The organism is Leptospira interrogans, from assembly GCF_900156205.1.
GTDB classification, from domain to species: domain Bacteria; phylum Spirochaetota; class Leptospiria; order Leptospirales; family Leptospiraceae; genus Leptospira; species Leptospira interrogans.
This window is the reverse complement of record NZ_FTNA01000003.1, coordinates 160,411-173,618: the sequence shown is the minus strand read 5'-3', so window position 1 is coordinate 173,618 and position 13,208 is coordinate 160,411. Positions and strand designations below refer to the sequence as shown.

10 protein-coding genes and 1 pseudogene are annotated in these 13,208 nt (G+C 32.4%); 2 read left to right on the top strand and 9 right to left on the bottom strand.

Going from position 1 to position 13,208, the window contains the following annotated elements; all coding sequences use genetic code 11:
- Positions 1-4: 4 nt before the first annotated feature.
- Positions 5-1,084 carry an LIC10774/LIC10365 family surface protein gene (locus tag BW942_RS03780; RefSeq protein WP_000680185.1) on the bottom strand — a complete coding sequence of 360 codons (1,080 nt, stop codon included), beginning with the start codon at positions 1,082-1,084 and terminating at the stop codon, positions 5-7.
- A 336-nt stretch (positions 1,085-1,420) separates the two neighbouring features.
- Here BW942_RS03780 and BW942_RS03770 point away from each other — a divergent pair.
- Positions 1,421-1,863, top strand: a pseudogene (locus BW942_RS03770) (O-methyltransferase); the annotation flags it as partial.
- Between the two features lie 402 nt (positions 1,864-2,265).
- Here the strand turns inward: BW942_RS03770 and BW942_RS03765 are convergent.
- From BW942_RS03765 to BW942_RS03740, 6 genes are all read right to left on the bottom strand, one after another.
- A complete protein-coding gene (locus tag BW942_RS03765; RefSeq protein ID WP_000875567.1) occupies positions 2,266-2,814 on the bottom strand; it encodes a hypothetical protein in 549 nt (182 codons plus the stop codon).
- A gap of 773 nt (positions 2,815-3,587) precedes the next feature.
- The gene (locus BW942_RS03760) at positions 3,588-4,133 is read right to left on the bottom strand and encodes an Ig domain-containing protein (protein WP_001025523.1); all 546 of its coding nucleotides are present in this window, start codon (positions 4,131-4,133) and stop codon (positions 3,588-3,590) included.
- A gap of 77 nt (positions 4,134-4,210) precedes the next feature.
- Entirely contained in the window at positions 4,211-4,753 is a 543-nt protein-coding gene (locus BW942_RS03755) for a putative Ig domain-containing protein (protein ID WP_000752033.1), read from the bottom strand.
- Positions 4,754-5,925: 1,172 nt separating this feature from the next.
- Complete coding sequence (locus BW942_RS03750; protein ID WP_000620240.1) at positions 5,926-7,368, bottom strand: SBBP repeat beta-propeller lipoprotein, LipL53 family; 1,443 nt, start codon at positions 7,366-7,368, stop codon at positions 5,926-5,928.
- Between the two features lie 719 nt (positions 7,369-8,087).
- A complete protein-coding gene (locus BW942_RS03745; RefSeq protein WP_001981943.1) occupies positions 8,088-9,326 on the bottom strand; it encodes a hypothetical protein in 1,239 nt (412 codons plus the stop codon).
- Between the two features lie 192 nt (positions 9,327-9,518).
- Positions 9,519-11,048 carry an SBBP repeat beta-propeller lipoprotein, LipL53 family gene (locus BW942_RS03740; protein ID WP_000620247.1) on the bottom strand — a complete coding sequence of 510 codons (1,530 nt, stop codon included), beginning with the start codon at positions 11,046-11,048 and terminating at the stop codon, positions 9,519-9,521.
- A 430-nt stretch (positions 11,049-11,478) separates the two neighbouring features.
- Between BW942_RS03740 and BW942_RS03730 the strand changes: the two genes are divergently transcribed.
- Positions 11,479-11,661 carry a hypothetical protein gene (locus BW942_RS03730; RefSeq protein WP_001010166.1) on the top strand — a complete coding sequence of 61 codons (183 nt, stop codon included), beginning with the start codon at positions 11,479-11,481 and terminating at the stop codon, positions 11,659-11,661.
- 120 nt (positions 11,662-11,781) lie between these two features.
- Here BW942_RS03730 and BW942_RS03725 read toward each other — a convergent pair whose 3' ends face one another.
- Positions 11,782-12,501, bottom strand: coding sequence for a PPK2 family polyphosphate kinase (locus BW942_RS03725; RefSeq protein ID WP_001237262.1), 720 nt, complete (start codon positions 12,499-12,501; stop codon positions 11,782-11,784).
- Between the two features lie 17 nt (positions 12,502-12,518).
- On the bottom strand, positions 12,519-13,205 hold the full coding sequence (locus tag BW942_RS03720; RefSeq protein ID WP_000619735.1) for a TetR/AcrR family transcriptional regulator: 687 nt from the start codon (positions 13,203-13,205) through the stop codon (positions 12,519-12,521).
- Positions 13,206-13,208: the final 3 nt, after the last annotated feature.

The following is a 13,208-nucleotide window of genomic DNA, read 5'->3' as shown; positions in this document are numbered from 1 at the left end:
TTTTTTATTTACAAGCGTTTGGAGCCAATCCCCCATCCTCGTAGTAAACAAGAGTTGCATTACTAACGTGTCCTATGTCTAAGCCAGCCTTGCTGTGGTCGAAAGAAATCTGAGGCGGAAAGTGATCCCAATTGTTATTCATTGCGTATATAATTTGTGTTTCGTTACCATTTCCTGGAATCCATATATCATTGTATGAATTGCAGGATATAGTATTATTTCCCGCGCTTCCGGTCGGCCCCTGTCCTAAATCAAGTCCAATTGGACTGCCGATACCTATGTAATTTTTAGAAATTACATTGTTCTCCACTTTGTCATAGGAAGCTCGAATTCCATTATTGATGATCCCATGATAATTAAAAGTGAGTTGATTTCCAGAGATTATATTATGACCGACAGCCGTTACGTGATAATATTCGTACTGGATACCGATTCCCAAGGGCATTCCAGTGATCGTATTATTTTTAATCTTTATGGATACGAAATTCTGTATAGAAATCCCTCTAACTGAATAATCATCTGGAATATCCGGGTTCGGGTTGGTGATTTTAAATCCGGCAATTTGAGAGTTATTGTTCGGGATGATGGTGGCATTCACGTGGGGAATGTCGTCTCCTCCCCCGTTGATCCAAGTGGGTCCTGTTTTAGGTGTGGTTCCCGGTGGTCCCGCGTAAAGGGAGGAAGAACCGCCGACCAAACCCTTTCCATCATAGTCTCCGTATAAGTTAACTCCATCCGGAATATAAATAGGAAATGTCTCTCCTAGGGACTTGTCGTAGGTTCCGGGCGCAACTAGAATCACTTTTGTACCGTCGGCCTTGGATGCTATAATCGCCTTTGTGATTGTACGGTAGGGGGCGGACTTAGTACCTGCATTGGAGTTGTTTCCGGAGATGGAATCCACGTAATGCGTCGGTATATCTAAAATCCTCAGTTCCGAATTCCGTTCGGGATGGGCAAGGTTAAGCTGTTTGTGATTTACAATTCCTAAAAGCAATTGGGAAGCGTTACTGTTTTCGCCGCTTTCCGAAGCACAGCCGACTAATAACAATCCTACGAAAAAAATATTTAAAAAATGTTTCATTTTCGGTATCCTTGTTTTAAAAGTTTTGAAACATTGAATTAAGTTTAAATTTTGTCAATATTAATGAAGTCATTTTTATTCAATAATTTGGCATAGATAGTAAACCAAAAATTACCGAAATTAAAACTCAAAAGGGAAGCTTCGAGCGGAAACTTTTCGGATTTATAATACGCAAATTATGCGAGGAAAAGGATAACGTTTCGATGGAAGACGGCATTGCATTCAAGTTCCAAAACTCCTGAAATGCGGGAACTCCTGCCAGTTTCCTTTTCGATTTTAGGATAGTTCTAAATAGAGTGCATTCGATGGTTGAAAGTTTGTGCGAATCAGAAATTCGACGGTAAAATTCTTTGTTGTGATATTAGTGAAGAATGGACAAACGTTGCGCGTAAATACTGGAAAGAAAACGGTTTAGAAAATAAGATTTTTCTAAAACTCGGATCCGCATTAGAAACCTTGCAAGTGTTGATTGATTCAAAATCTGCACCGACTTGGGCTTCCGATTTTGCCTTTGGACCTTCTTCGATCGATTTGTTTTTTTAGATGCAGATAAAGAAAATTATCCGAATTATTATCCGTTGATTTTAAAACTTCTTAAATCTGGCGGTCTTTTGATTGCGGATAACGTTCTTTGGGGTGGAAGTGTGGCTGATCTTTCTCATCAAGAACCTTCTACAATTGGAATTCGTAAATTTAATGAACTTGTATATAACGATTCTTTGGTGGATATCAGCTTAGTTCCGATTGCGGACGGGGTTTCGCTCGTAAGAAAGAGGTAGTTATTTAACGTGAATCCGATATAACAAATGCGAAAGCGATTATTATGCTGCGATCCGTAGAGAGCCGTTGTGTTGAGTTTGGAAATTCCGAAGGAATTTTCGCGAAAAGCACGGTCGCGAGCCATTTTAGCTATGAAATCTGCGAGCGGATTCGCCCAGACTTTCAACCGCCGAACTCACGTTATTTAACGAGATAGAAACCCACTTTTTGCCATAACCTTACCCACAAATAATTGGATCTTAAGATTCTATCATTGGAATTACGACAAAATCCTCTGTAAAACTTAGTTCCCGCCCCACAACGCGATTCATAGAGAGCGTTGTGTTGAGTTTAATTTTGATTCCAAAATCCTTCGCAACTTGTGGATAAGGTTATGACTTTTTGCTTATCGTTCTACTTACTTAAAATACATTCACACGAATATCTCCAGGTAAACTTGCACCTAGGTTTTTCCCAACGATTAGTATAATCCCATTATAGTCGGCGGTAAATTTAAATTGAGTTAAGCTAACAGTATTTGTGTTTCCTAAAAAAACATTTGTATTAGTAGCTCCTGCATAGGTTGCAATTTCGGAGTTTGTACCGTGACAACCATCTTTTCTAAAAAGAAAAGTTAAGTCTTGGTTTGTCGCTTCATACTTAACGTTAGTCGTTATACTGGATACTTGAATTGTCTGCCCCTTTTTAATCAAAATCGGCATAATTGCTTTTGGAACTACATTTCCACTGGGTGAATTGTAATATTGAGGTTTATTTTCGAAGGTTATTGTTGTTTTGTTATAAGAGTCTGATACTACTTCCGAACTAGTAACACAATCGTATTGAGTAGTTGCGTTTATGAGAACACTATATAAAATATAAGTACTCAATTCATTTTCTTTTTTTTCATCCGGACAGGAAACGAAAAGAAATAACATTAGTGATAAAATTAAAATTATTTTATATTTCATTTTTGCATAAAAAATAAATCTTATTAAAATGTCAAACGAATAGAATTCTACTGATCTCTAGAAAATTGAGTGCCGTTAATTTTATCACAAAACGCTGATTCTATGCAAAATATTAGGTGCCTTATTATATAGTTATGAGTAATAAGAAAAACAAGATTTGTTTTAAAACTTAGATGGTTTTTACTCTAACAAAGTATGATTTGCTGAACAACTTTTTAAAACCAAGTTTCAAGTTCATCCAAGTTAGGATAAATAATAAGAAATTACTTTTTGAAGTTCCAGTTCTTCGATTAACTGATCTCTATAAAATTGAGTAATTAAATGTTTATTACAAGATGCCGTTAACGTAAATTTGATAGAATCCAATGCGAAAGTAACTGGAGGCGTAGGGAACTATTCAGCAGAACGTTCTTTCAAACTTAGCGTTTTGCTTCTTGAACTCAGTAAACGCTTCCTATGAGTCGCGATGCAGGTCGTTTGACAGATCGTGTTCTATAATAAATTGAAACTAAAGACAAAATATTGTATTACGTTTCTTTCATGCAATTTATTGATCAGAGCTGAGAGTCCAGCTACGCCCCGGTTTTCTTGCTCTAAGCTCATATTATTGAAGTGTAAATTACTGGATTGAATTTTTTATTATATAGTTCTAAGTAAAAATTCGTTCGTTTTGTAGAATTTTTAGAAACGATTTTAAGCTTCTTATTGAAGAAAAGTTTAAATTGAATTTTTCATTTTACTTTTGATGAGTTAATAAATTTTAGAACAACATTTCAATAACAGTAAATATCTTGCTGACAGTGCGATAATTCTCGATAACAATAAGTAGGTTGAACCGCATCAGAACAGGAATAAGGTTGTTCTGAATTACAGCCGGGAAAAATTCCGGTAGTATTACAAATTCCACTTTCAGAGCTTTCCTGGACCAAAATATAAAATCGATTACTTTCTAAAATGGTTCCTGCATTTTCGTATTGAACTCGATACGTCGATTTGGTTTGTGCTTGTGTAGGTGTTCCAGAAATAATTCCTGTGGAATTATCCAAATACAAAGAAGTTGGCAAATCCGGAGCAATTGTAAAAGCCCCTTCGGTTGGAGTTATTTTTTTGATTTCAGGAGTATAACTTGTATTTACGTTTTTTGTAAATATAAGTGGAGAATAACTATTATATGTTATCGAAGGAGGTTCTAATATCGCTTCTAATTCGGAAACGATTGCATAACAATATAGATCACAGCCAATGTTCAACCAAGAAGACGAACAATTAAAAGTTTGAATTGCAAGAATGAAGATATATAATTTTTTTTGAATATTCATTTTTTATATGTTGATATGTTAGAGAAGTCGCAAATAAAAATTTTTAAAGAAAATTAAATTCATAATTACTTTACGTTTTAATAACAATAAACGTCGTTTTGACAATCGGAAGCCCTAAAATAACATTTAGCTGGTCGAATTGCGTCAGAACAGGAAAACGGACGTTTGGAATCGCAGCCAGAAAAGATCCCAGTCGTATTACAAGCCCCACTGCCTTCACTTTCTTCTACAAAAATGTTGAATGGATTACTTTGAATCTGAGTTTCTTGATTTATAAAATCCACAATATAAACGGATTTGGTTTGGGACAATGTAGGTGTTCCGGAAATAATTCCTGTGGAGGTATTGAAAGATAAGGTATTAGAAATATTTGGGGAAATCATAAAGGATCCACCTGCAATAGATGCGTTTCTCAAAATGGGAGTATAACTTGTGTTTATATTTTTTATAAATATCAGCTGGGTTTTTTCGTAAGTTAAAGATGGTCTTAACGCTAAGAACAGTACTATATTTCTAAAATTTTCTTCTTCATTCCCATCAATTCCGTAGGGATTGAGTTTATCTGGATCACAATTTAAAATCGTGATTATTAAAAATATAATCAATAGAGTTTTTTTCACAGGTTAATCTACCTCGAATTTTATATGTTTTCTATTGATTTTGTTGTGTCTACTTCAATTGAGAATTTTCATTTTAGAGATAAACTTTATAATAAAATAGAAAAATTTTAAAAATGAATTTTTAATAGAGTTGTTGAAAAATTAATTCGCCATCGATTTTCGTTGTATGGAAACTGTCGATTGAAGTAGTTTTGTTAAACTCCACTATAGAATTTTTCAACAACTCTAATTTAATAGTCATCTATCTTTTAAACTAGATGGTAATGTTCATGTAAAGTGAGTATTGGAATGACAAATGAATTAAAATATGATTCGAAGACCAGTTGAATGTCAATGGAAACGAAAAGATAGATTCTTCAAAGTTGTGGAAATTCCATACAAAAATTTGAAAATGAAAAACTCGCAGGCAACAATCTAGATGGATTTTATATTTTATTAGAAATTTATAAAATACTTATTTATCATTTTATATTTCAGAGTTCGTTCCCTAATGCTCAATTTTTGAACGGTTCATTTACTTCTGAATCAGAACATCGAGTATAAATTTTAGAACTCTATGCTTCAGTCTTTTTAATTTAACAAAACGTTTTTTACGGATCGTAGCAAGAAAAACTCAATAATACCGCTTTATGATTAACCGGATTCGTTCGAATTTTATTATACCGAGCTTACAGAAGTATAATATTGGTTCCTTAAAAAGAATGGAGGGATATTCTATTAATTTACTTATATAGAATTTATTTTAGTATTGATAACTATATTATAGAATAGTGTTACTACTCGGACGCATGAAAATAGTACCAAATTACTAACGGCCTAATTTACGAAAAAATAGTGGTATTTAAAAAATACCACAAATTCGGGATTTACGGCATTTTAAAGCAAGACCAAAATATTCAAATTTTTGAAACAATCTAACACAAAGTATTCTATTCATACGTCCGAGTAGTATTTTTTATATAATCCGTGTTTAAAATCAGAATTTTGGGTACTTTTATTATATGACTCTGAGTGACGCGAATTGAATTCAAAAAGATTGGTTAGATTTGAGCAATATTCTAAAAATCAAATTTATATTGTATGATTGATAAAGTTATATAGTATATTTCTGATTATGAAAAAAGAATCAGGATCAAATGAATATTTATTTATCATAGATCCTGAATATAAAATTATTGGAATTTTATAAGAAATATGTCTATTTTTCCTATATTGCGATTTTCGAATAATTCGCCGTCTGTCCACCCAGTAGCATAAAGATTTCCATTAAAATCGGCTCCGATTCCAGAACCAATCATAGTTTTTTGTTGAACTCCCCATTGCCAGAGTTTTAAAACGTCTCCCGAAGAACTATGTTTTGTTACAAAGACGTCTCTGTTTCCTTCCGAAGGACCGTCATTAAACTTGATAAATCCATTGGTTGAACCGGTTGTAAAAACGTTACCTAATCTGTCTGTGGTTATTTCACTGATAAAGGTAGATTTTAAAGGTGTGCTCGGACCAAATTGTCTGATCCATTTTTGTGCTCCGGACGAATCGTATTTGATGATCAGTCCATTGTGACTATTGTCTTGAATTGTACTTGAGGCGAAATCTACGTCTGTGTACGCGCCTACTAGGACATTTCCAAGTGGATCTGTCGTAATTGTATTGCCGAAAACCGATCCCAGAGCAAAACCTAATCGTGCAAAAATTTGTCCATTGCCGTTTTCATCATATTTAAAAACGAGAAGATCATTTCTTCCGATTCTTGGATTCTTATCGTTTCTAATGTTATTGTTGTTTGCCGAACCACATAAATAAATATTTCCCGATCGTTTATCAAAAGCGACACTAGTTGGAGTTATTTTTGCTTCTAAGGCGGAAAGCTCTTTTACCCAAACCTGGTTTCCGTTCGTATCAAATTTGGTAATAAATCCACTTTCCGGTTTTACGCTGTCTCCTTCGAATGGTCCGTTAGAAGTTCCAACAACATAAGAATTTCCTAATGTATCTACTGCTATGGTTCTGGGATTAACTTTGTACGCGTCGTTAGACGATCCTATTTCTCTGATCCATTCTAAATTTCCTTCCGAATTGATTTTAATTACAAACAGAAATTGTTTTTTTTCTATACGTGATTTTTCAAAATAATTTTTTATTGTGGAAGAACCGGTTACATAGGCGTTTCCTTTTGTATCGACTGCAATTCCAGTGACGTCAAGGTTTACATAGGGATTTTCCAATTCATGAGTCCAGATTTCATTTTTCTGAGAATCATACTTTCCAAGAACTAACTTTTTACCTGTTATTAGTCTATGGACAGAATTGTCATAAAATGGATTGCCATCCGTATCAGCTGCGATGTAGATAAAACCATTATCATCGACTGCAAGGTGAGAGTCTTTGGTCAGTTTAAGATGATCTCCGTATAACAAAGCCCACTCAAAGTTTACAAGATTTTCTCGAAATGGTATTTCTTCCGGATCTAAAGAATCTAAATTTTCGTGAATTGCAATAGGCCCAATCCCATTTCCTTGGACCAAAGGAATTAAAAAGTTTTTTATCTCTTTGCCAGAAGTGGGCGAACAAGCCTGAAAGAATATTATAAAAATTAGAATTATCAAACGAATCAAAGTTTTCTCTCCACCTAAGAATTATCTCAATATTTGTATGTTTTTATTTATTTGAGATTTTAGTATAAGCCACAGTATACTTTCTATTTTTTGACTAAAAAAGTCTAAAAAAATTTTAGACAGATAAGCGATCAGGGTAGGGTGTTTTACCCTACTTTGAAATTGTTCTTTTTAATTTATGAATTATACTTTAAGAACAATTTGTATTAATGTGAGTTTGAGTAAGAAACTGAGTTTTACAATTTAATTGCAAGATATTGGTTTTTGGTGGTTTTGACATTTTAGGAATCGATTTGTAAAATTCAGATTTCGACTTTTTTTGGAAAATGAATTTCTTAAGCTGTGCTTGTAGTATATTAGAGTCTACTAATAAAAAGATTTTACCCATTCCTTTTATTAAAAATGTAGGAAAGTTAATTTTTAAACAATTCTATAGATAAATCCATTCTTGCTAAAGATCCAAGACATGTTATTATGATAATCACAAAATAGTATTCAATTTTAATGTTTTTTGGATTATATCAAAGAGTCTATTCTAAAACCTCTAGAAATACTAACTTCTATTTTAGAGATTTATAATAAACTGCTGAAATTTCCACAAGTTATGCCATATTTAGACATTTGCGAATTTTCCTAGGAGTTTTTCATCAATCAAATCGTTTATAATCTTTAGGTTTTGGGATAAGATTGATCAAGACAAAAGAAATAAACCTGGAGTTTTAGTTCCGAAAAAATCCTTTTGCTGAAAAATTGATGAGAAGTTCTTTTGCGCGAGATACATTTGGAAAGGTTTTATATTCTGTACATGACATACAAGACTTATCATTCATGATTTTATTTTTTTGAACACTGAGTTGGTGAATATTAATAAGATTTGTATTATAGTAAAAAAGCAGCGTAAAGAATAAGATCAATAAAAAATGTTTTTTAATCCTAATGAGTGGGAATAGACAAATATAAATCAATGAGTAAAGAAATAAAGTATTGATATGATAACGAGATGAAAAAGCTTGTTCGAATCCAAATCCTCCTCTTGTAATTACGAGCGAACTTAAGCTTAAGAGTAAAAAGGAAATCATTGAAAGATGAAGTTTTGAAATTTTGAGATAATTCTTATAAAGATATAAAATGCCTAAAAGTGGAATCATTCCTAAGATTAGTACAAATTTAGAATTGAATACATTTGATAATAAGGCTAGTCCATAATAAATCCGACTCAAGAAAAAGAATTTAGTATTAGAGAAAAATTCAGGGTGACCATTCGGTTTATTGTATGGAAAGATAATGAAATATAATAAAATGATCATTAGAAAAATGAATAACCAAATGAATAGTTTAGGTTTGTCTTTTAATAGAAGAGGAATTCCGCTTAGAAAGACAAACATTCCGTTCCCTTGACAAAATACTGCGATTACTGCAAAAAAAATTCCTAAAACGAAATCGATAAGTTTATCTTTGGAAAGAAAGTATAAAGATAAGAATCCAAAGTAAATCACAGGGTAATTGGAAAGGGATGCCATTGCCCAAGTTTGGGTTTCCCAATTCGAAAAATTCAATATGGCTAAAAATATTGGAGAGATAAGTATAAATTTTCTTTTATCTTCAATTGTATAATAAAGTAATAGAAGACATAAAAGGATAAATGTATTCCCGATTAGAATCAAATGAGAAAAGTCTATTATATGAAACAACTTTAAGTAAGCTAGGATTATAATTCTTAGGAAAACTAGTCTATGTTCATTGTATTGAGAAAATAAAATGGAAATTTTTGAATGGCTTTTTTCCCAGAGATCTAGGAAACCAAGGATTGTATTGTAATCGTCTCCAAAGGGAAAATTGACCGAATATTTACGAATCGTATAAAAATATGTATAAACACTGAAAAGAAAGATGAAGGATGTAGTAATGTGGAAGATTAAAATTCTATTTTTCTTTAATAACTGAATGGCTAGATTCATTTTTAAATTTTAGTTTTACAAAAATTGAATACAATTAAAAAATTAAGGTTTCTTTTAGAGTAAACAATTCTTTTAGATAATTCGTTCTAAAAGTAGAAATATCTTTTATCACGTTCAATAAAATCCTTTTTAAAACAACTCCGAAAAACATAATTTAAAAAATTATAAAGTGCAAAATTAGGTGAAGTTGAATTATCTAAACTTTATGAGAAATAAATCTAAGTCTCCACCTATAACTTGATATTCTTTTCCATTGTTGTCTGTAAGTCCGGTAGTATATAAATTTCTATTAAAGTCGATCCCAATCTTACCAGGATATAAAGTTTCTCCCAGTCTTCCGATTTGACGTATCCATTCGATTTGTCCTAGGTAATTGTATTTTGTCAAAAAGATATCTTGGTTTCCTAGTGGTTCGCTATGTTCATTGATGATATTTCCATTAGTTGAACCCGTAGTAAAAATATTTCCATTCTCATCGGTTGCAATTCCAGTGATTGTAGTTGATCTTTGAATAAATTGAGCGTCTTCCCGAGGACCCAATTGTCTGATCCATCTTTCGTCTCCATTGAGATCATATTTTATTAAAACTCCGCGCAAATATGTCCTTTCGTATGTGCCAAATTCAAGATCTATAATGCTAGATCCTCCAACTAAAACATTTCCGAATGAATCTACAGTCAGAGAATTGGGTGTTATACTATCTCTATATAGATTCGTTTGAGTAAAAAATTCTTGATTTCCATTTTCATCAAATCTAAGAATAAAAAGGTCATCACCTCCTGCACCATTGGAATAGTTAAAAGTTTTATTGGTTCTAAAGTTTGCATTTTTTGATGTTCCGGCTACATAAATTTGCCTTAAATCTTCATCCACCGCGACATTCTTTGGGTAGATACTGGCATCAACTATAGAAATTTGTTTTACCCAAATCTGATTTCCATTAGTATCAAATTTGATAATATACCCACCGCCGAGGTTACCGTCTGCATTATCTCCGAATGGTCCATTAGAGGTTCCAACTATATAAGAATTTCCAAATATATCTACTGTAATTCCTTCCGTAAAGACTTTATAAGTATTATAAACTCCTTTTGCTCTTTGGGGAGCAGCCTGTTTTTTCCAAGCGATAGTTCCATCTGTATTGAACTTAATTACGAACATATCCTGATCAGATATAAGCGCCTTTTCAAGTGGACCATTGGTATAACCAGTTACATATGCGTTTCCGTTTATATCTGCTGCTAAACCGGTAATTGTTAAATGAGTATTTCGAGAGCCAATTCGTTTCATCCAAAGTTCATTTTGATGAGAATCATATTTTTTTAAGATTACATCTCTAGTTCCGATTTTTAATTTATCTCCAATTAGATTTGCATTGGAATCAGAAGCCACATAAATGAAGCCATTTCCATCAATTGCAATGTTTGGCGTCTTGATCGTATTATTGGAGGGGATTTCAAGTAGCGTAGCCCATTCCAAGTTAAGTGGGTTTCTGCCGAAAACCAATGGTCTTTCTTCGGGGATAACTGCGTTTTCTTCTAAGATATTCGGATTTTGATCAAGATCGATCGGTCTTTCCTCTGGATTTGAAGCAAATGAATTTTGAGGAAAACTTGAGTTTCCTTGGACCAAAGGAATTAAAAAGTTTTTTATCTCTTTGCCAGAAGTGGGCGAACAAGCCTGAAAGAATATTATAAAAATTAGAATTATCAAACGAATCAAAGTTCTCTCTCCACCTAAGAATTATCTCAATATTTGTATGTTTTTATTTATTTGAGATTAGAATTGTTGAAAAATTAATTCTCCATTTGTTTCTATTTTATGGAAACGAACAATTGAAGCGGTTTTGTTAATCTGAACTATGGAATTTTTCAACAATTCTATTTTAGTATAAGCCACAGTATACTTTCTATTTTTTGACTAAGAAAGTCTAAAAAAATTTTAGACAGATAAGCGATCAGGGTAGGGTGTTTTACCCTACTTTGAAATTGTTCTTTTTAATTTATGAATTATACTTTAAGAATAATTTGTATTAATGTGAGTTTGAGTAAGAAACTGAGTTTTACAATTTAATTGCAAGATATTGGTTTTTGGTGGTTTTGACATTTTAGGAATCGATTTGTAAAATTCAGATTTCGACTTTTTTTGGAAAATGAATTTCTTAAGCTGTGCTTGTAGTATATTAGAGTCTACTAATAAAAAGATTTTACCCATTCCTTTTATTAAAAATGTAGGAAAGTTAATTTTTAAAGAGCTTTATTTTATAAAAATAGAATATATAAAAAATTTAAAAGATGCAGTGGGTGTTTTTAAGATTATAGTATTTAATCCCTAATCATCTCAAAGTGAAAGTTATTTAAGTTTCGTAATGAAATAGGTTAGTGATTTAAAACAGTATAGGTCGTTAAACTGTTGTAATATTTTTAGAGGATCGGTTTTGTTTCCAATCTCATATTTAAGAGATAATTTTTTCCAGTTCTTTACAAAGGATTTTTACAACTTGATAGTTTCGAAACCATTTCTTATCTGCTGGAATTATATACCATTCCTTGAATTGATTTTTATCGTTTAAGATCATTTCATAGGCGGATTGATAATCATCCCAACGATCTTGAGTTGTTTGGTCAGAGGGATCATATTTCCAATTTTTATCCGGATCAGAAATTCTTTCTTGAATTCTTTTTAGTTGTTCCTCCTTGGAAATGTGCAGAAAGAATTTCAAAATTACGGTTCCCTTTTCTCTGAAAAGGTGTTTCTCGAAGTCACGGATCGATTCCATTCTTTCTTCAATTCTTTTATCCGAAAGAGTTCCTTGTATTTTAGGCATGATTACGTCTTCGTAATGAGAGCGATTGTGAATATAAATCATACCTTTTGGAGGGACGTATTTATGAATTCTCCAAAGAAAATCAAATTGTATCTCTTCCGAATTTGGTATTGACCAAGATTTAACATAACAACCTTGAGGATTGATTCCGGCAAAAACATGTTTGATCGTGCTATCTTTACCGGCCGTATCTACACCTTGTAATATAATAAGAATCGAATGTTTTTTTAGCGCATATAACTTTTCTTGAAGATAAGAAAGATTCTTAATGTATTCTTCCGTTTTTTGAATCACTTCTTCTTTGAGTTTATCTTTTGGCGGGAGGGTGTCTATTTCTTTAAGGCGCATTTAAATTTACTTTGAAATCATTTCTTAAAGAGGTTTACTAATGATAAAATTGATTTGCGAACAGATTTAAAAATTGGAAGTGAAGATAGTTTCAAAAGTTGGAATATTAGATCTAACCCTTTGTCGATTAAAAGTTCAGTTTTTCTTTTATGAGTGGATTCATCAAAAAGCCAAACGTATATAATTCCGAGTTGAAAAAGCCAAAATAACAAAGGAAGGTCTTCTTTTAGATCGGAAGGAAAAGGATTTTTTGAATCCAAAATTGCGTTCCTAAAAATGGAAATTGCGTCTTCTCGAATTTGTTTTGTTTCCTTGCTAAACGGAGAAAGAGGATGTTTGGGATCTCCGCCACTTCTAGAAAGAACGTGTAAAAATTTTTCGTAACCGATAAATTGCCCAAGTTTAAATCGAATTATGTTTTTGATCCTATCCTTAAGATCTAAATTGGATTTACAGAATTCAATATTTTGAATATTTGCTTCTTCTTGAGTAGTTCTATAAAATTCTAGAACAATTTCTTCTTTTGTTTTAAAATGATAGTAAGATGCTCCTACTGCCAAACCTGCTTTTTTAGCTATGGTACGCATCGTAGTTTCGTCATAACCTTCTTTTTGAAAAGATAAAATTGCGGTTTTAAAAAGAAGAGACCGAGTTTGTTGTGATTTGCCGGTCTCTTTTTGTTTTGTGGTTTTTTTCCGAATCATATC